The 19,948-nt window shown below is 49.3% G+C and carries 17 protein-coding genes, 1 riboswitch and 1 other annotated feature; of the genes, 15 read left to right on the top strand and 2 right to left on the bottom strand.

The features are described 5' to 3' along the window. Positions 1–118 precede the first annotated feature (118 nt). The 5 genes from V8F51_RS14325 to groL all read left to right on the top strand — a co-directional run bounded on the left by V8F51_RS14325 (position 119) and on the right by groL (position 5,528). The gene (locus V8F51_RS14325; protein ID WP_337100959.1) at positions 119–1,279 is read left to right on the top strand and encodes a YhgE/Pip domain-containing protein; all 1,161 of its coding nucleotides are present in this window, start codon (positions 119–121) and stop codon (positions 1,277–1,279) included. A 33-nt stretch (positions 1,280–1,312) separates the two neighbouring features. Continuing rightward, a complete protein-coding gene (locus tag V8F51_RS14320; protein WP_337100958.1) occupies positions 1,313–1,906 on the top strand; it encodes a TetR family transcriptional regulator in 594 nt (197 codons plus the stop codon). Positions 1,907–2,121: 215 nt separating this feature from the next. Continuing rightward, complete coding sequence (locus tag V8F51_RS14315) at positions 2,122–3,306, top strand: DUF2264 domain-containing protein (protein ID WP_337100957.1); 1,185 nt, start codon at positions 2,122–2,124, stop codon at positions 3,304–3,306. A 217-nt stretch (positions 3,307–3,523) separates the two neighbouring features. Then, positions 3,524–3,805, top strand: coding sequence for a co-chaperone GroES (gene groES / locus V8F51_RS14310; protein WP_042170723.1), 282 nt, complete (start codon positions 3,524–3,526; stop codon positions 3,803–3,805). Between the two features lie 88 nt (positions 3,806–3,893). Next, positions 3,894–5,528 (top strand): chaperonin GroEL, encoded by a 1,635-nt coding sequence (gene groL, locus V8F51_RS14305; protein ID WP_337100956.1) that lies wholly within the window; start codon positions 3,894–3,896, stop codon positions 5,526–5,528. 205 nt (positions 5,529–5,733) lie between these two features. Here the strand turns inward: groL and V8F51_RS14300 are convergent, their stop codons facing one another. After that, positions 5,734–6,711, bottom strand: coding sequence for a tRNA dihydrouridine synthase (locus V8F51_RS14300; RefSeq protein WP_337100955.1), 978 nt, complete (start codon positions 6,709–6,711; stop codon positions 5,734–5,736). Between the two features lie 222 nt (positions 6,712–6,933). Between V8F51_RS14300 and V8F51_RS14295 the strand changes: the two genes are divergently transcribed. The 5 genes from V8F51_RS14295 (at position 6,934) to tyrS (ending at position 13,227) form a co-directional block, all read left to right on the top strand. After that, on the top strand, positions 6,934–8,118 hold the full coding sequence (locus tag V8F51_RS14295) for an ROK family transcriptional regulator (protein ID WP_337100954.1): 1,185 nt from the start codon (positions 6,934–6,936) through the stop codon (positions 8,116–8,118). Positions 8,119–8,253: 135 nt separating this feature from the next. Further along, on the top strand, positions 8,254–9,159 hold the full coding sequence (locus V8F51_RS14290; protein ID WP_337100953.1) for an aldo/keto reductase: 906 nt from the start codon (positions 8,254–8,256) through the stop codon (positions 9,157–9,159). A gap of 17 nt (positions 9,160–9,176) precedes the next feature. Then, the gene (locus V8F51_RS14285) at positions 9,177–10,031 is read left to right on the top strand and encodes an amidohydrolase family protein (protein ID WP_337100952.1); all 855 of its coding nucleotides are present in this window, start codon (positions 9,177–9,179) and stop codon (positions 10,029–10,031) included. 351 nt (positions 10,032–10,382) lie between these two features. After that, positions 10,383–11,597, top strand: a complete 1,215-nt coding sequence (locus V8F51_RS14280) for an MFS transporter (RefSeq protein ID WP_442956428.1) — start codon at positions 10,383–10,385, stop codon at positions 11,595–11,597. Between the two features lie 76 nt (positions 11,598–11,673). Then, positions 11,674–11,895: a binding site (T-box leader), on the top strand. Between the two features lie 66 nt (positions 11,896–11,961). After that, the gene (gene tyrS / locus V8F51_RS14275) at positions 11,962–13,227 is read left to right on the top strand and encodes a tyrosine--tRNA ligase (protein ID WP_337100951.1); all 1,266 of its coding nucleotides are present in this window, start codon (positions 11,962–11,964) and stop codon (positions 13,225–13,227) included. Positions 13,228–13,294: 67 nt separating this feature from the next. Here the strand turns inward: tyrS and V8F51_RS14270 are convergent, their stop codons facing one another. After that, positions 13,295–13,591: a hypothetical protein gene (locus tag V8F51_RS14270; protein ID WP_337100950.1), complete on the bottom strand. Its 297-nt coding sequence runs from the start codon at positions 13,589–13,591 to the stop codon at positions 13,295–13,297. A 101-nt stretch (positions 13,592–13,692) separates the two neighbouring features. After that, positions 13,693–13,893: riboswitch (cobalamin riboswitch) on the top strand. A gap of 160 nt (positions 13,894–14,053) precedes the next feature. Between V8F51_RS14270 and V8F51_RS14265 the strand changes: the two genes are divergently transcribed. From V8F51_RS14265 to V8F51_RS14245, 5 genes are read left to right on the top strand one after another with little or no spacing between them, the layout of a single operon-like run. Next, positions 14,054–15,682 (top strand): S-layer homology domain-containing protein, encoded by a 1,629-nt coding sequence (locus V8F51_RS14265; RefSeq protein ID WP_337100949.1) that lies wholly within the window; start codon positions 14,054–14,056, stop codon positions 15,680–15,682. 33 nt (positions 15,683–15,715) lie between these two features. After that, complete coding sequence (locus tag V8F51_RS14260; RefSeq protein WP_337100948.1) at positions 15,716–16,627, top strand: DUF4430 domain-containing protein; 912 nt, start codon at positions 15,716–15,718, stop codon at positions 16,625–16,627. Beyond that, positions 16,624–17,529: an energy-coupling factor transporter transmembrane component T gene (locus V8F51_RS14255; RefSeq protein WP_337100947.1), complete on the top strand. Its 906-nt coding sequence runs from the start codon at positions 16,624–16,626 to the stop codon at positions 17,527–17,529. The genes V8F51_RS14260 and V8F51_RS14255 overlap by 4 nt, the downstream gene beginning before the upstream one ends. Further along, positions 17,502–19,181 carry an ABC transporter ATP-binding protein gene (locus V8F51_RS14250; protein WP_337100946.1) on the top strand — a complete coding sequence of 560 codons (1,680 nt, stop codon included), beginning with the start codon at positions 17,502–17,504 and terminating at the stop codon, positions 19,179–19,181. Before V8F51_RS14255 ends, V8F51_RS14250 begins: the two co-directional genes overlap by 28 nt. Further along, positions 19,163–19,891: an ECF transporter S component gene (locus tag V8F51_RS14245; RefSeq protein WP_337100945.1), complete on the top strand. Its 729-nt coding sequence runs from the start codon at positions 19,163–19,165 to the stop codon at positions 19,889–19,891. The genes V8F51_RS14250 and V8F51_RS14245 overlap by 19 nt, the downstream gene beginning before the upstream one ends. Positions 19,892–19,948: the final 57 nt, after the last annotated feature.

Genomic DNA, 19,948 nt, shown 5'->3' with positions numbered 1-19,948 from the left:
AATCCCCTGCCATCATTAGGCAGGGGATTTTTAATTATTGACAGAAAAGAAATCCGGCAGTATCATTTAAACAGTTGTTTTAAACGAATGTTTAACATAGACAGAGGAGTGGATAGGAATGGGAGCAGCAATAAAAGCATTTATGAAACGGCCGACGACGATCGTTGGTATTGTCACAGCTTTGATGTTTCAAATTATTTTTTCGGTCATTTGGATGACGGGCTATAACGGTGTAACGGATCGCGTAGATCAGCTTCGTATTGCGGTTGTTAATGAGGATGCGCAGTTCGGGCAGCAGATTGCAGCTAATTTGGTGAAGGAGCTGCCGTTCGACATGGTTCAGCTCGATAATCTTGATGAAGCGAAGGAACAGCTTGACGCACGCGATCTGCAGATGATTGTGTACGTACCGGCCGACTTCTCGCAGAAAGCATCTGCGCAAGGCGAGCAAGCTTCGGTGCAATACTTGCTCAATGAGTCGAATCCGGCTCTAATTAAAAGCATTATGAGCGGCGCGGCTGCGCAGATTACTTCGGAGGTCAACACACAAGCCGTAACGGCAGGACTGCAAAATGTACTAGGAAGCTTGAACATGCCGCAAGAGCAAGCTACGACTGCAGCTGCGAGCTTGTCACAACGTGTCGTATCCGATATTCAATCGACAAATGTGGTACAAGGGATGAACAATCAGATGGTTCCGATGATGATGGTACTTGCATCATACGTTGGAGCGATGATTATGGGGATGAATTTAGAGCAATCTTCGATGGCCGTAAGCGGCCAACTAAGCAGATGGAAACGTTTCGGCGCGCGCAGCATCATTAATATTGCGGCTGCATTCTTCGTATCTCTCGTAGGCGCTTCTCTACTAGTCGCTCTTGGGGGGCAGATCGAACAAGGATTCCTGCTGCTTTGGCTTTTCGAGTTCGTATTCCTGCTTACCTTCATGTTCGTGTCCCAAATGTTCCTGTACTTGTTCGGAATGGCCGGCATGCTGTTCAACATTATGCTGCTATCGGCACAGCTTGTATCGTCCGGAGCAATCGTTCCGCGGGAGCTGTTATCTGATTTCTACACGGGCTTAGGCAGTGCGCTGCCGGCTACTTACGCAGTCGATGGCAATATGAATTTGCTATTCGGCGGTCCAGCGGTCGGTTCAGATATTATTAGCTTGCTCATTATCGCTGTAATAGCCGTTGCTGTTAGCGTCTTCGCGGTGGCGGTTAAACGTCGTCAGCCTGCTCCGCAGCCAACGGCTGCCATCGCAAGCCATAAATAATTAGCTAAAGAACAGCTTTGACGGAGGAACGCCATGTCAAACTTGGATAGCGATATAAAAGTAAGAATATTGCATGCAGCTAAGAAGCTGTTCGCCGAGAACGGCTTCGAAGGTACATCAGTAAGGCAAATCTGCGAAGCGGCTGGCGCTAATGTAGCCCTTGTATCGTATCATTTTGGAGGCAAAGAGAATGTGTTCGCTGCCTTGTTCGAAAATTTTTTCCCTAATGATAAAATACGCACCTTGCAGGCCGAGCAGATCGAACCGGTCGCTGGCGTCCGGCTGCTTATCCGTGAGGTAACGCTCTACCGCCAGGCCGAGCCTGAGCTTATCCGCATTGTTCAACAGGAGATTGTGCTCAACACGCCACGGATCAAGAAGATTCGTGAGCATGTGATGCCGATGTGGGAGCAGTTGCGCATTTGGTTAGAGCAGGGCCGTGAACTTGGCAAGTTCGATTTCCGTTCATTGGATACCGTGCTGATGTCGATTGTCGGTACGCTTCTATTTCACCGCGATAATGAGTATTGGACAGTGCTGCAGGGTCAAGAACGAGACTCTATAGAGATGATGATTGAAGATATGACAGCATTCATTATGAACGGTTTGCAATACCGCTCGGAGTAGGATGTTGTCACAATGGAAGCCGCAGACGATGTATACATCGTGATGCGGTTTTTTTTTGAGCAATCGCTATTTTGGTAGAGTAGATGGATCGTCGATTAATAGGAAATAGAGTATAATTTACCACATAACAACTTATTCCTACTTAGGCGTGCAGACATAGAGAGAGCAAGGTGATTACCATGTTAAACCAGGCTGAAAGGAGAGTCGGGTATAGGATGCGAAGCGGCAAAACGATTCACGATGAGGTGGAGGACCGGGATTATTGGTTGGAGCAGCTTGATGCGATTGGAGGTCCTGTTCTGGAGGCGCTGGCAGAACGACGGTTAAAGCTGGCTATGCCGATTGAAACGAGCAGCGGAACGGCGGAATCCGCAGTAGAAAGGGGCAAGTACTCGCATTTGGAGGCGTTTGGCCGATTGCTGTCCGGTATTGCGCCATGGCTGGAGAACGGTGAGCGATACGGAGCGGAAGGAGAGCTGCGCGAACGTTATGCGGAGCTGTCAAGGGCCGGATTGGATGCGGCAACCGATCCGTTATCGCCCGACTATATGAATTTCGGGGACGGTTTGCAGCCGATCGTCGATGCGGCATTCGTTGCGCAAGCGCTGCTTCGTTCACCGAAAGAGCTGCTTGGGGCTCTTGAGCCGCGCGTGAAAGAGAATGTCATTCATGCGCTTAAGCAGACACGATTGAGGAAGCCTGTGTTCAGCAACTGGCTGCTATTCGCGGCTACCATTGAATCAGCATTATGCCTCCTTGGCGAGGCCGATTGGGATCATATGCGCGTCGATTACGCATTGAAGCAGCATGAGCAGTGGTATCTAGGCGACGGCGTATATGGAGATGGGCCTGATTTCCACTTTGATTATTACAATAGCTTCGTTATTCAGCCTATGCTTGTCGATGTTTTGGCAGCCGTAGGGGATACGTATGAAGAATGGAGCTCGATGCGGGAAGCGGTTCATACGCGGGCACGTCGATTCGCCGAGGTGCAGGAGCGCTTAATCGCGCCTGATGGTACGTATCCGCCGATTGGCAGATCGCTTGCGTATCGGTTCGGTGCGTTCCAAAGTCTTGCGCAGAGTGCGCTGCGTGACGATCTGCCTGCCGGTCTCGATCCAGCTGGGGTACGCAGTGCGCTAACAGCTGTTATAAGGCGAACGCTTGAGATGCCGGGCAACTTCTCGGAGGACGGATGGCTGACCATCGGCTTCTGCGGGCATCAGCCGGGCGTTGGCGAGCATTATATATCCACCGGCAGCGTTTATTTGTGCGCAGCTGTATTTCTCCCGCTTGGCTTGCCTGCCGATCATCCGTTCTGGAGCGGTGCAACACAGGACTGGACGTCGAGAAAGGCGTGGTCGGGCATGTCTTTTCCAATCGATAAAGCGATCAAATAATGTACACATGAATGGTACGTGATTAGGATAAGCTAACAAGTAGGCTTGGCGACGATGTCTGTACATAATCAGGACTTATGAATTTATCGCAAAATAGTCCCAAGCACTTGAAATCAGACCTGAAAATGAGTATGATAAAATGGATTGTTAGCACTTCATGCTTACGAGTGCTAACGAAATACCAATAAGCGACAAATTTAGAAGGAGGCTATTTTCAATGATTAAACCTTTGGGTGAACGCGTATTGATCGAACCGATCGCGAAGGAAGAAACGACTGCTAGCGGAATCGTATTGCCGGATTCGGCAAAAGAGAAGCCGCAAGAAGGCAAAGTGGTGGCAGTTGGCAGCGGCACGCTTAAGGACGGCGTTCGCGTTGCATTGGAAGTTAAAGAAGGCGATCGCGTTCTGTTCTCCAAATATGCAGGAACAGAAATCAAATACGAAGGCAAAGAGTATTTGATTATGAAAGAAAGCGACATTCACGCTATTTTTGGATAAGCTGCCCGTCACTTATTCGGGTCACATAGAACGCTAGACAGTAAGAGGCAACACTACTTAAACCTATTTCTAGGAGGTCAAGACAATCATGGCTAAAGAAATTAAATTTAGTGAAGACGCACGTCGCGCTATGCTTCGCGGGGTTGACGCGCTTGCGAACGCGGTTAAAGTAACGCTCGGTCCTAAAGGCCGCAACGTTGTTTTGGAGAAAAAATTCGGCAGCCCGCTCATCACGAATGACGGTGTATCCATTGCCAAAGAAATCGAGCTGGAAGATGCGTTCGAGAACATGGGCGCTCAACTGGTTAAAGAAGTAGCTACAAAAACAAATGACGTAGCAGGCGACGGTACAACTACTGCGACTGTTCTTGCACAAGCGATGATTCGCGAAGGCTTGAAAAACGTTACAGCTGGCGCTAACCCTATGGTTATCCGCAAAGGCATCGAGAAAGCCGTTAAAGCAGCTGTTGAAGAGCTGAAAGCAATCTCGAAACCAATCGAAGGCAAACAATCGATCGCACAAGTTGCTTCGATCTCCTCTGCTGACGAAGAAGTTGGCCAACTGATCGCGGAAGCGATGGAGAAAGTCGGCAACGACGGCGTTATTACAGTAGAAGAGTCGAAAGGCTTCGTAACAGAGCTTGAAGTGGTTGAAGGCATGCAGTTCGACCGCGGTTACGTTTCCCCTTACATGATTACGGATACGGATAAAATGGAAGCGATTCTTGACAACCCGTACATCCTGATCACTGACAAAAAAATTACGAACATTCAAGAGATCCTTCCGGTTCTTGAGAAAGTCGTACAATCCGGCAAGCAATTGCTGATCATTGCTGAAGACGTAGAAGGCGAAGCGCAAGCTACGCTTATCGTCAACAAACTTCGCGGCACATTTACATGCGTAGCGGTTAAAGCTCCTGGCTTCGGCGACCGCCGCAAAGCGATGCTGCAAGATATCGCGGCTCTTACTGGCGCACAAGTGATCACGGAAGAGCTTGGCCTTGAGCTGAAATCGACGACTGTCGACCAACTCGGTTCCGCTCGTCAAATCCGCATCACGAAAGAAAACACGATCATCGTTGATGGCGCTGGCAACTCGGCCGACATTAAAGCTCGCGTGAGCCAAATCCGTGCTCAACTGGAAGAAACAACTTCCGACTTCGACCGTGAGAAGCTGCAAGAACGTCTTGCTAAGCTTGCTGGCGGCGTAGCGGTAATCAAAGTTGGCGCAGCTACAGAAACAGAATTGAAAGAGCGCAAGCTTCGCATCGAAGATGCCCTGAACTCCACTCGCGCAGCTGTGGAAGAAGGTATCGTATCGGGCGGCGGTACAGCTCTCGTGAACGTATACAAAGCTGTTGCCGCTGTTCAAGCAGACGGCGACGAGCAAACGGGCGTTAACATCGTGCTTCGTTCCCTTGAGGAGCCAATCCGCACGATCGCAGCGAACGCAGGCCAAGAAGGCTCCGTTATCGTTGAGCGTCTGAAAAACGAAGCAATCGGCGTAGGCTACAACGCAGCTACTGGCGCATGGGTGAACATGTTCGAAGCAGGTATCGTTGACCCTGCTAAAGTAACGCGTTCCGCGCTGCAAAACGCAGCTTCCGTTGCTGCTATGTTCTTGACGACTGAAGCGGTTGTTGCTGACAAACCTGAGCCTAAAGGCGCAGGCGGCGGCATGCCAGACATGGGCGGCATGGGCGGTATGGGCGGCATGATGTAATGAAATCATTATCGAAGTAATTCGATGATGAGCAACCGCGTTTAAGCGGTAGATTTCATCACTGATGGAGCAAAGTGCGCTCCATGCGGTAATAAGGGATTAATCCCTTATACATCAAGGGTTTTTCGTAAGAAAACCTCTAAATGGTAACACAAAAGAAGCCTCGTAAGTTCTTTGAACTTGCGGGGCTTCATTTTTTGTAGTTTCAATCTAATTCTTGCTCTAATACAGGAAGTACTAGACGACGTACTTCATCAGTAGATCGGGTATCCATTAATTGGTTTCTTAGTTCGCCTGCGCCTCTAAACCCGCGAACATAGATTTTGAAAAAGCGAAGAAGCGGTTTAAATGAACGCGGTGAGGTTTCTGTTGAATAATTATCGTGAAGATCTAACTGTAAAAGCAGTAGATTGAGAAACTCCTTCGCGCTATGTTCTTTAGGTTCTTTTTCAAAAGCAAATGGATTGGTGAAGATGCCGCGGCCAATCATGACGCCATCAACGCCGTATTGTTCAACTAGCTTCAATCCTGTTGCACGGTCAGGAATATCTCCATTTATCGTCAATAACGTATTTGGAGCTATTTCATCGCGTAATTTTTTGATTTCAGGGATTAGTTCCCAGTGCGCCTCTACCTTACTCATTTCTTTCTTTGTCCGAAGATGAATGGATAGATTCGCAATATCTTGTTTCAATATATGCGATAACCAATCGTGCCACTCTTCAATCTCAAAGTATCCCAATCTTGTTTTAACACTAACGGGTAATCCGCCTGCTTTGGCTGCTTGAATAATTTCTGCCGCAAGTTCAGGATGTTGGATTAAACCCGCACCTTTTCCATTGGATGCGACGTTTTGTACGGGGCACCCCATGTTTAAATCGATACCACGAAAACCAAGCTTTTTCATATCGATACTCATCTGTTCAAACAATGCGGGCTTATTGCCCCAAATATGAGCGACGATCGGCTGCTCATCTTCTGTGAACGTTAGCCGACCACGAGTACTGTCTATTCCTACGGGGTGACAATAACTTTCTGTACTTGTGAATTCCGTGAAAAATACGTCAGGTTTTGCAGCTTCGCTAATGACGTGACGAAATACCACATCTGTGACATCTTCCATTGGGGCTAATATAAAAAACGGCCTCGGTAAATCAAGCCAAAAATTGTGTTCGTTACTCATATAATCTCCTTTGTTGCATCATAATGATGAGTTGCTTATTGTAAAGTCCTTTACCCATCATACATAGTATCATTTTTTTGCGTTTGATGCACAGAATCCGTTTTCTTCGGCTGGAGGATAGCTTGACTTTCGCTGCACCCGTTCATACACTTACTTAAGTAAATGAAATAAGTTAGCGGGTGCGCAGCAACGATGAAAATAGATAAAAGCGTTATAAATACGATGAATAAGAGAAATGTGCTGCAGGCCATCCGGGCTTCAGGACAAGTATTCAAGGCGGAAATTGCCCGCAGTACGGGCCTGAGCATTCCAACCGTTATGAAGATAACGGATGAATTGATCGCACGCGGACTTGTGAAAGAGACTGGCAAAGGGGAGAGCAGCGGAGGCAAGCCGCCCCAACTGTTGGAGTTTGTACAGGATCGCCATTATGTTGTAGGCGTCGACATTGGAACGACGAATATTTTATGTATTCTGATGGATATGTCGGCGAACATTGTGTATAAGCACTCGGTGCCGACTATGGTAGACGATTCGCCTGATGTCATTATTGATCGTATCGCTGCTTCCATCGATACGGTCATCGCTCAATCGGAGGTCGAGCAGGAATGCCTGCTAGGCATCGGACTTGGCATGCCTGGACTGCTTGATAAGGAGACTGGCACGGTACTGTTCTCGCCCGACTTCCATTGGGAGCGGATCGAGCTACTGTCCGCGCTTAAAGCTCGGTATGCAATGCCGATGGTAGTCCATAATGTTACCCATTCCATGGCTATGGCTCAGAAATGGTTTGGTTATGGACGCGACGACGTTAATAGCTTCATCTGCGTCAATCTAGGGCATGGCATCGGTTCGGCTTTGTTCCTTGACGGCGAACTGTTCAGCGGAGGCTCGGGCAGCGCAGGTGAATTAGGGCATATGACGATGGAAAAGGACGGCCCTATATGCGTATGCGGCAATCCTGGATGTCTTGAGGCTCTTGCATCGGGTGATGCCATCGCTAGACGCGCTCGTGCGGAGATCAGCGTTCTGGAAGATGCGATTATTCGGAAGAAAGCCGATGAAGGCCGGCTTGAGGCGAAGGATGTTTTCGAGGCCGCAGGCCGTCAGAACGACGCTGCGCAGCGAATCATAGGAGATGCTGCAGAATATATCGGTCTCGCGCTTGCGAAAGTGATTAACCTGCTCGATCCGGAAATGATCGTCCTTGAAGGAGGGCTGTCACGGGCAGGATCAAGCTTTATTACGGCTATACATGATAACGCCCAGCGCTACCAAATGAAATATGCCGGTCGCAACACGAGGATTGTCGTATCTGAACTTGCAGAGCAATCCGCGGCTATCGGATCAGCTACTTTCCTCATCAAACGGTTGTTTGATGTTGGGGGAGATCAGACCTTACTGTAAGCGCGCGTATGCCCCTCTCCGAGGGGCGTATTTATTTGATTGACACTTAGAGGAGTCGACCTATATACTTACTTAGTAAAGTTAAGTAAGTATATAGGTAATTTATTTTAATAACTAACAAAGGTGGCTATTCGCATGCAATATCGGGCGTTAGGGAATACAGGCTTGAATGTGTCGGCACTTAGTTTTGGAGCTTCTTCGCTCGGTTCCGTCTTCAAGAACATTGATGAAAAGGAAGGCATTCGTACCGTCCATGAGGCGCTCGATCAAGGCATTAATCTCATTGACGTCTCGCCTTACTATGGGCTGACGAAAGCGGAGACCGTGCTGGGCAAAGCGCTGCAGACCGTGCAGCGGGACCGATTCATTCTGTCGACGAAGGCGGGACGCTATGGGGAGAATGAATTCGATTTCTCGGCAGATCGAATCTTTCGAAGCGTGGAAGAAAGCCTTGCAAGATTGAATACGGACTATATCGACATCCTTCATCTGCATGATATTGAATTCGGCAATATAGACCAAATCATAGAGGAAAGCATACCAGCCTTGCAGAAGTTAAAGGAGCAAGGAAAAATCCGGTTCACCGGCATCACGGGATTCCCGCTCATTATCTTCCGTTCTGTGCTTGAGCAGACGCAAGTAGACGCTATTATTTCGTACTGCCATTACAGCTTGAATAATAATCGTCTAACGGAGCTTCTTCCGCTGTTGCAAGAAAAAGGAGTGGGGCTTATCAATGCGTCGCCAATCTCAATGGGATTGTTAAGCAGGCAAGGGCCTCCCGATTGGCATCCGGCAACGGAAGAAATCAAACGCGCCTGCCTAGCGGCAGCGCAGCTATGCCAGGAACGAGGCAAGGACTTATCTAAGCTAGCCATCCAGTATGCGATCGCTAATCCGGCCATTCCGACGACGCTTGTCGGTACAGCGAACCCGGCCAATATCGTCAAAAATGTATCGTGGGTGAACGAACCGATTGATCTGGATCTGTTCCAGGACGTGCAGCAGCTTCTAAGACCTATTCATAACCTTTCTTGGTAAGCATTGGAGTGAAAATAATGAATAACGAAGAAGGTGAAACTATGCGACTCGACTCGCATCAGCATTTTATTGATTATCGTCCTGAGGATTATCCGTGGATCGGTGAGCAAGAAAGCATTTTGAAGCAAAAATTTTTGCCCACGGATCTTAAGCCGCTGCTGGATTCCATAACATTCGATGGGGCTATTGCGGTACAAGCGAGACAGATGCTGCAAGAGACCGAGTGGCTTCTTACTCTCGCGGATCAGTATGACTTTATTAAAGGCGTTGTCGGCTGGGTAGAGTTATGCTCGCCTGATATTCGTCAGCAACTCGAAGCATTCAGCAAGAAACCGAAGCTAAGAGGAGTCAGGCATGTTATTCATGACGAACCAGACGATGGTTTTATGCTGCGAGATGACTTCTTGCGCGGATTGTCGATTCTAGGGGAGTATGGTTTGACATATGACTTGTTGATCTTCGAGAAGCATTTGCCGAATGCGATTCGTTTAGTAGAGCGATTGCCGGAGCAGCCCTTCGTTGTTGATCATCTAGCGAAGCCCCGAATTAGCGATGGATCGATAGTCGAATGGAGCTGGAACATAAAGGCGTTGGCAGCCAACGATAACGTATATTGCAAGCTGTCGGGCATGGTAACGGAAGCGGATACGTCGGTATGGAATCCGGAGCAGTTCAAGCCGTATTTGGACGTCGTATTCGAAGCATTCGGGCCTGATCGGCTTATGATTGGATCGGATTGGCCAGTTAGTTTGCTTAGCCGCGATTATCAATCTGTTATGAATATCGTGATTCACTATGCGGATCAATTGTCGAGCGAAGATAGGGAAAAGGTACTTGGCGGCAACTGCGCGCGATTCTATGGGATTGTATAAGGGCTGTCTTGGTCATTTGTTGACATCGTAGGATAGCCATACTACAATGGCATCAAATGAAAGGATGTTCGAAGATGGACACTAGTCGCTTGAACACTGTGAAACGTTATCCAACACGCTGCTCCGGACAAATGACAAACGATGAACGTTGTGCGGAGCTTAATCGGGAAGCGTAATCGCTTACGCTTCCCATCTATCATCGGCAGATCGCATGTATGGAAAAATAGCGTATGTTTGTACGCTTCTTTCGTGATGCTCTCTGCCGATAATGTAGGATTAAGAAGCTGCTGACGGTTTTGTCGGCAGCTTCTTTGCGTGTAAATATGATAATTTAACAGGAGTGTTCACATTATGCATATCGATAACAACATAAATGATAAAGGTTGGCAGCGAAAAATAACGTTCTTCCTGACCGCTCAGACGATTTCCTTATTCGGTTCTTCCATGGTTCAATTCGCGATTATTTGGTATATCACTTTGCATACATCTTCGGGGACGATGCTTATGATTTCCACGGTGTGCGGCTTCTTGCCGCAGATTCTAATCTCACTGTTCGCGGGGGTGTGGATCGACCGTTACAACCGCAAAAGGATGATTATGCTTGCAGATGGTCTAATTGCCAGCGCCACACTCCTATTAGCATTACTGTTCATAGCAGGATATAACGATATAACGCTGCTCTATCCGGTATTGCTCATTCGCTCGTTCGGCACGGGTATTCAGACACCGGCCGTTCAAGCGATCATTCCGCAGATTGTGCCTAAAGATAAGCTCATGCGAGTAAGCGGCATCAACAGCAGCATTTCTTCGCTGATGATGTTTCTGTCGCCTGCGGCAGGTGCGGCAGTGCTTTCTTTTGCCACGATCGAGACGGCTCTGCTTATTGATGTCGTAACGGCAGCGATAGGAATTAGCATCATGCTGGGGATTGCTGTGCCGACGCTCGTGAATGAGTCCAAGGCAGGAACCAACAGCGGTCAAAATATAAAGCAAGGATTCGCGTACTTGAAGGAGCATGCCTATATCCGCCGCTTACTCGTCTTTCTATTCGCAGTTATGCTGCTTATTAGTCCAGCCGCTTTTCTGACACCGTTAATGGTTAGCCGTTCGTTCGGCTCAGAGGTATGGCGCCTATCTGCGAGTGAAATGACTTTTAGCGCAGGTATGCTCATCGGGGGAATCGTCATAGCAGCATGGGGCGGCTTCCGAAATCGGCTGCTGACGACACTGCTCGCATGCTCGCTGTACGGTCTGCTAATGATTGCACTCGGTACCGCTCCTTATTTTGGTCTGTATTTGCTATTCAATCTGCTGATAGGCATTACATCGCCCTCTTTCAACTCTCCCCTCACTGTCATGCTGCAGGAGAAGGTTGATCCACAGATGCATGGCCGTGTATTCAGCTTCATGCAGGTGTCGAATTCATTCGCGCTTATGCTGGGCATGCTGCTGTTCGGTCCTCTCGGAGATGCTGTGAAAGTGGAGACAATCCTTATTGCAGCTGGCGTTCTAGTTGTTGCGTGTGCCGCAGTGGGATGGCGGTTATTGATCGAACGGAGTGAATAATGGAGTTATGAACCGACGTCATTTCGTTTGTTGACTTTCGATTCGCAATTCTCTATAATTGTCGTAATCTCATACGTGATATACGTTGAACGAGCGCAGTAGCGGCTTTGTCCCTGTTACAGAAAGCCAGGGGTCGATGGGACCTGGCACACACAGAGATCGCGAAGTACACTCCGGAGTATCTTGGGTAATGCCAAGCGGAATGGTGAACGATACATCACCGAGAGTGGCACGAACGTTTTTGTTGTAATAGGTTCGTGTAATTTGGGTGGTAACGCGGTTATTAATCGTCCCTAGTCTTTTATAGACTAGGGGCGTTTTTTGTTTTTATTTACATTTAACGAAAAAAGGGAGTTGTGTGGCTGTGAACATTATCGACGAACTCGAATGGCGTGACGCCATTAATCAGCAGACAGATGCAGAGGGCTTGCGTGAATTAACGAATACGAAGGCGGTATCGCTTTATTGCGGCGTTGACCCGACGGGCGACAGTATGCATATCGGACACTTGATTCCTTTCATGGTGCTGAAGCGATTCCAGCTAGCCGGTCATCGTCCGGTTATTCTGATCGGGGGAGCGACAGGTACGATTGGCGACCCGAGCGGACGTTCTACTGAACGCTCGCTGCAGACGCTTGAGCAGGTACAGGACAACGTGAATGCGCTAAGTGCTCAACTGCGTAAGCTGTTCATCACGGACGGCGACAACGAGATTCGCATGGTGAACAACTACGATTGGACGCATAAACTCAATATCATTGACTTCCTCCGTGACTACGGCAAAAACTTCAATCTCAACACGATGCTGGCGAAGGATGTCGTAGCAAGCAGGTTGGATAGCGGTATATCGTTTACGGAATTCTCGTACCAAATTCTTCAATCGCTCGATTACTTGCACCTGTACCAACACGAGGATGTGCAGCTGCAAATCGGAGGCTCTGACCAATGGGGCAATATTACGAGCGGTCTTGATCTGATCCGCAAGAAGGAAGGCTCTGAGGCGAAGGCGTTCGGTCTTACGATTCCGCTTATGCTTAAGGCGGATGGCACGAAGTTCGGCAAGACGGCCGGCGGAGCCATATGGCTTGATCCGAACAAGACGACACCTTACGAGTTCTACCAGTTCTGGGCGAACACCGATGACCGCGACGTTGTGAAATACTTGAAGTACTTCACGTTCCTCAGCAAAGCGGAAATCGAAGCGCTGGCGGAAAAGGTGGAGACCGAACCGCATAAGCGTGAAGCACAGAAGGCGCTTGCGGAAGAGATGACTCGTTTCGTTCATGGCGAAGACCTTCTGGAGCAAGCAAAGCGTATAACGGCGGCGCTGTTCAGCGGTGATATTCGTTCGCTTACGGCAGACGAGATCGAGCAAGGCTTCAAAGAAATGCCGACGTTCGAGGCTAGCGGCGAAGGCGAAGCGAAAAACATCGTGGAGTGGCTCGTCGAGATTGGTATCGAACCGTCGAAGCGTCAGGCACGGGAAGACGTATCGAATGGCGCAATCTCAATGAACGGTGAAAAGATTACCGACCTGGAGTTCAGCATTTCCGCTGAGCATGCAATCGGCGGCAAATTCATCATTATCCGCAAAGGCAAGAAAAACTACAGCCTTGTCAAATTAACGTAAATTGCTTTTTAAAAAATAGAGCTTCCGAAGGCATGTTATCATGCGCTAAGGAAGCTTTTATTTCTTATTACGGCTTCGACTTAGCAAGCTGCTGTCTAAGCTCGGCGTTTTTCGCCGTTAGTTGTTTCGTTAAGTCTGCTTGCGAAGCTTCAAGCTTCGCTGCTTCATCCTTCAGCTTTGTAAGCTGGGTCATTTTGCTGCTTAGGTCGCTTGGCGAAGAGCTCAGTTTACTGTCTTTTTGCAGTTGTTTTATTTTCGCGCTTACTTTTGCAAGTTTTGTTTTATCGTTCGCAAGCTGTTTCTGCGTATCGGTAATTTCTCTTTTTAGACGGCTAATAATTGAAGAAGTGAAGCTAATGGACATATGGGCACCTCATCATCGTAGTGTGTGGCTTCGTCCTATTTTACCACATTTAAAAACTATAGCATGACAAATGACGGGCAATCATATAATATTAGCAACATAATTTCATAGTAAGAACAGGTGCCAATGAATAGTCTCGATTTCGTCGAGCTGTCGATTGGTTAAAAGGGAAGCGAGTGTAAATCTCGCGCGGTCCCGCCGCTGTATTAGAAGAGTTCTTGCAAAAAGCCACTGGGAAACCGGGAAGGATGCAAGGGCGATGACGCTTGAGCCAGAATACCTGCCTGTTTCGATATGCCATTCATTCTACGAGCGATAGGAGGATGTTTTTTAGTGCGGGCTTTTTGCTGTGTGCTCTATTAAACCTTTTGCCGATTGCGGCGGAAGGTTTTTTTGTGCGGACTGATCCATGTTAGAAAAGTTTAGTAGAAATAGAAGGACTTGAAAGGAAGTAATAAAAAGATGACCAGGAAGAAGTATTTAGCGTGGCTGCTTGTTGCAAGCATCCTATTCTCTGTTGTATTTACGAACGGAGCTAGTATAGCATTCGCTGCAGAGGACGAGAATACTCCGATTACGATACAAGATGAGGTTGCAGATATTTCCAAATTGTATGCGGACAGCGCTTCGATCTCGCCATGGGCGTACGAAGCAGTCGGAGCAGCGAGCAACCGCTTCTTCGTTGAAGGCAGCAACGGCAAGTTCAATCCGAAAAAAGCGGTAACGCGTGCCGAGTTCACGAAGATGCTTGCCGTTATGTTAGGACTTGATACGACAATCGAGCAGGCGATTAGCTTCAAGGATGTTGACCGTACGAACTGGTTCTACCCGTACGTGAACGCCGCTTATAAGGCTGGCATTATTAACGGCTACGGCGAGCAATTCAAGCCAAACGACAGCATCAACCGCGAGCAGATGGCAGCAATCATCGTTCGAGCATTCGGCGTAGAGCAGGCTGAGCCTGCTGTTGCAGTAGAGGATCTAAGCAGCGTCTCCGCCTGGGCAAAAGGCGATGTGCTCACAGTCGTAGGACTGGAGTGGATGCAAGGCTACGCGAACCTTTTCCAGCCGAAAGCGGTTGTAACTCGCGAGATGGCGGCAGTCGTTGCTATGCGTGCTTACGGTCACAAGGAGCAAAGTGCTGGTGATTCTGGCAACAGTCGAATAAGCAAGCAGTTGGAGGAAACGGCAGCTTACTTGCAGACAACGGTAACCGATCCGGTTATCGCGAGCATCGGCGGCGAATGGACGGTGCTTGGGTTGGCCCGTTCGGGGGTGACTGTACAGAGCACGTATTATGAGAAGTATTATGCAAATGTGGAACGGATCTTGAAGGAGAAGGAAGGCAAGCTTCATAGCGTCAAATATACCGAATACGATAGGGTCATCTTGGCCCTATCGGCGATCGGCAAGAGGGTTGACGACGTAGCCGGCTATGATCTGCTTAAGCCGTTGGCTGATTTCAATACGGTTATTAAGCAAGGCATTAATGGACCGATCTTCGCTCTGATCGCGCTGGACAGCAAAGCGTATAACATTCCGGTCGACCCTGAAGTCAAGGTGCAGACGACGAAGGAATTGTTGATCGACTTCATTCTCGGGAGAGAAGTAGCCGGCGGAGGCTGGGCGCTTGGAGAAGATGCCGCAGCTGCGGATCCGGACATTACCGGGATGGCGATCCAAAGCCTTACGCCGTATTATGTGACGGATGCGAAGGTTAAAGCGGCTGTCGACCGAGGCTTGGCATGGCTGTCCAAGGCGCAGCAGGCAGACGGCGGCTATAAAAGCTGGGGCTCTTCGAATGCCGAGAGTATTGCACAGGTCATCGTGGCTCTATCGGGACTTGGCATCGACGCGGCTAAAGACCCGCGTTTCGTGAAGAACGGCAAGTCGGCGCTTGACGCGCTGCTTGGCTTCTCGGCTAAAGGCGGCGGCTTCTATCATGTGAAGCCGGGCGGTATTGACAACGGAGGCGCGAAGCCTGGCGAAGTCGATTTGATGGCAACGGATCAATCTTTCTATGCGTTAGTCGCTTATGATCGATTCGTTAACGGGCATAACCGATTGTATGAGATGTCGGATGTCGCTTAATAGAGCAGATGCAAGCGAGGCAGGTGTATCAATATGAACAATAAAAAATGGCTTGCAGCGCTGGCGATAATCGCTGTTCTGGCGGTTGCTTTCTTCTGGGGCGGAGATTATGGCAAAAGCACGCAGCCGGGCAAGGGCAGTGAGGCCGCTTCGCAGGTGGTGGAAGAGGACGAGGTTCCGCTTTACGAAGAGAGCGAGCAGCCGACAACGACTCCGGACATCGCCGGTGCGAACGAGCCGAGCTTAATTCCGCAGGAGACGGAAAGTGTTATTGCTGAAGCGGGCGAACCATCGCCTGTTTCAACCGATACCGGCACACCTTCGGCAACGCCGGAGCCAAAGCCAGATAAGGATGCGCCATCGGCTACGAATCGTCCAGCTGAGACGAAGGCGCCGGCAACGACGCAGCCGAGTAAGGAACCGAGCAAGGATAAAGAAAAAGATAAATATTTAACTGATCCTGTTCCATCCGGCAAGCCAAAGCCAGTGGAGCCGCAGGACGTAACGGTCGATAAGAGCAAGGAGCTAACCGTAACCTTATCCGTAAGCGCCGCTACTATACTAGACAATTTGGATAAACTCGACAAGGATAAGCTAGAAGTGCTACCGAAGGACGGGGTCATCTACAAGGCGCGCAAAGTGACTTTTTACGAAGGTGAATCGGTATTCGACGTACTGCTTCGGGAAATGAAGGCGAATAAAATTCATATGGAATTCGAGATGACTCCGATCTATAACAGCAACTATATCGAAGGTATCAACAATTTGTACGAATTTGATTGCGGCGAGCTGAGCGGTTGGATGTACAAGGTGAATGGATGGTTTCCGAACTACGGCAGCAGCCGCTATACGCTGAAGGACGGCGATGTCGTTGACTGGGTATATACATGCGATCTTGGACGCGACGTGGGCGGCGATACGGCCACGGGAGGAACGGGACAATGAATAGAGAAGCGAACCGCGACAGCTTCTCCGGTTACCATCCATTCATAAGCTTCGGATATTTTGCCGTCGTTATTGCTTTCAGTATGTTGTTCATGCATCCCGTTATGCAAGCGATAGCGCTATTTAGCGCTATCGCTTACTCTATTATGCTGAAGCGCAATAAAGCCGTTAAATTCAACGTTCTATATATGCTTCCGCTGCTGCTCGCGATGGCGGCATTGAATCCGCTTTTTAATCACGCGGGTGTCACGATTCTATTTTATTTGAAAAACGGCAATCCGATTACGCTGGAATCGATCTTGTACGGGCTCGCTTCCGCGTGTATGTTCGTAACGGTTATTGTATGGTTCTCTTGTTATAATGCCGTCATGACTTCGGATAAATTTATTTATTTGTTCGGGCGCATTTTGCCCGCGCTGTCGCTCACTTTTTCTATGGCGCTCCGACTCGTGCCGCGCTACATGAATCAGATCAGGATCATATCGAACGCGCAGCGGAGCATCGGCAGGGACGTGACTCAGGGCAGCCTGCTTGCAAGAGTTCGCAACGGGCTGACGATCCTTTCCATAATGACGACCTGGGCACTCGAAAATGCGATTGAAACGGCCGATTCGATGAAAGCCAGAGGTTATGGGTTGCCGGGGAGGACGAGCTTCTCGCTTTATCGGTTTGATCGGCGGGACAAAACGGTGCTTGCCAGCATGTTGGTACTCATAGCCGCCATACTATACGGGTGGGCAATAGGAGAAAATACGATGCGTTATTTTCCCTCAATGAAAGCGGCTGAAATGAAAGCGGATAGCCTGGCCGTGTATGTCGCGTATTTCGGATTATGTATGCTGCCTGTCATTACAAATGCGGTGGAGGAACTGAAATGGAAAGCTATCGAATCAAGGACTTAGGCTTCAAGTTTCCTCTTGCAGAAGAGGAGGCGCTGAAGGGCATCAATCTCACAATCCATAGCGGTGAGTTCATTACGATCTGCGGAAGGTCCGGCTGTGGCAAGAGCACGCTGCTAAGACAGCTGAAGCCGATGCTTGCGCCGCACGGCGAGCGTTCGGGTCAGATCCATTTTCGAGGCATTCCTATCGAGCAAATCGACCAAAGAACACAGGCATCGGATATCGGCTTTGTGCTGCAGCATCCCGACAATCAGATCGTGACGGACAAAGTGTGGCATGAGCTGGCTTTCGGCCTCGAGAGCTTAGGCGCCGACAATGCGGCGATCCGTCTAAAGGTGGCTGAGATGGCGAGCTTCTTCGGCATTCAGACTTGGTTTCACAAAAACGTGACGGAATTGTCAGGCGGGCAGAAGCAGCTCCTCAATTTGGCTTCCATTATGGCAATGCAGCCTTCCGTGCTTATTTTGGACGAACCGACCTCTCAGCTCGATCCGATCGCGGCGACTGATTTTCTAGAGACGGTGTTCAAAATTAACCGCGAGCTCGGTACGACGATCATTATGACCGAGCATCGGCTCGAAGAGGCGCTTCCGCTTTCGGATCGCGTCATCGTCATGGACGAGGGATCGATTATAGCGGACGATTCGCCTTGGGTTGTAGGCGAAGCGCTAGCCCGCATGAATCATCCGATGTTCGCTTCAATGCCATCTCCCATTCAAATCTGTGCCGGAGTTGACAGTGAGCTGCCTTGCCCGATTACAGTTAAGGAAGGGCGACAATGGCTGAATGCATATCTGGAAGGCAAGACGGCTGCCGAATCGGAGATCGCTGAGGGGCGACGGGACGTATCCAAGACGTCACGCAACAAGGCAATCATATTCCAAGACGTATGGTTCAAGTACGAGAAGAACGGGCCCGATGTCATCAAGGATTTGTCGCTGGAGGTTGGCGAAGGCGAGTTCCACTGTATCGTCGGTGGGAACGGGACGGGGAAGTCTACCGCGCTATCCTTAATTGGCGGTATTCTGAAACCTTATAGAGGGAAGGTGCTCATCGGCGGCAAAAACGTCGCGAAGCTGAACGCCAGAGAACTGTTTACAAGCAATCTTGGCATTCTCCCTCAAAATCCGCAGCATCTGTTCGTGAAGAAAACGGTTGAGCAGGATTTGTACGAAATGCTTGATTCATCCGGATTGACGAATGAGGAGAAGGCCGCCAAAGTTGCGGCTGTAGTCGAGTTCGCCGAGTTGGAACGGTTATTGGCTATGCATCCTTACGATCTGAGCGGCGGAGAGCAGCAGCGTGCCGCGCTTGCAAAGGTGCTATTGCTCGAACCGAAGATTTTATTGCTCGACGAACCGACGAAGGGGCTGGACGGTTACTTTAAGGAGAAGCTGGCCGCTTTTTTGAAGCGCTTGAATACAAAAGGCATCACGATCGTAATGGTATCGCATGATATCGAGTTTTGCGCCAGGCATGGTGAGGTTTGCTCGATGTTTTTCGATGGGAGCATTATTGCGACGAACGAGACAAAAACGTTTTTTGCAGGCAATAGCTTCTACACAACGGCAGCCAATCGCATGGTTCGCCACGTATGGAGTGACGGTGTAACGGTAGAGGATGTGATTGAGCAATGCCGGAGAAGCGGATAGTGAGCGACAGGCTCAGCCGCCGGACGCTGATATCCACCGCGCTTATCTTGCTGGTTATTCCTGCAACGATTATGTTTGGTATCTTCGTTCTGGACGACCGCAAATATTATTTTGTTAGCTTATTGATTATTTTATATACGATGTTGCCCTTTGCGCTCGTCTTCGAGAAGCGCAAGCCGCAGGCGCGCGAGTTAATCGTTATTGCCGTATTGTCAGCTATTGCTGTAGCCGGACGGGCGGCTTTCTTCATGCTGCCGCAGTTCAAGCCGGTTGTGGCGATCGTTATTATCGCGGGCGTCAGCTTCGGCGCGGAGGCAGGTTTTCTCGTCGGAGCAGTCGCGGGATTCGTCTCTAACTTCTTCTTCGGACAAGGCCCATGGACGCCATGGCAAATGTTCTGCTTCGGCATCATCGGTTTTGTGGCGGGTATATTGTTCAAGAAAGGTTTGTTGAAGAAGACGCGGCTGGCGCTTTGTCTATTCGGCGGACTGGCAACATTCTTCATCTATGGGGGCATTATTAACATTGGATCGTTGATGATGTTCACGTCCACCTTCTCATGGGAGGCGCTGCTCGCAACCTACGCTTCGGGCTTCTGGTTCGATATGGTGCATGCCATCGCGACAGTCATGTTCCTGGCCATTCTCTCGCGGCCGATGCTGGAGAAGCTGGAACGAATCAAGAGCAAGTATGGGCTGATTGAGCGCTAATTGCACATAAAAAAGCTAGCAATCCGAGGATGGGCTGCTAGCTTTTTGTGTTGTACA

Source organism: Paenibacillus sp. YIM B09110, from assembly GCF_037167145.1.
Lineage (GTDB): Bacteria > Bacillota > Bacilli > Paenibacillales > Paenibacillaceae > Pristimantibacillus.
This window is presented reverse-complemented; position numbering and strand designations above follow the sequence as displayed.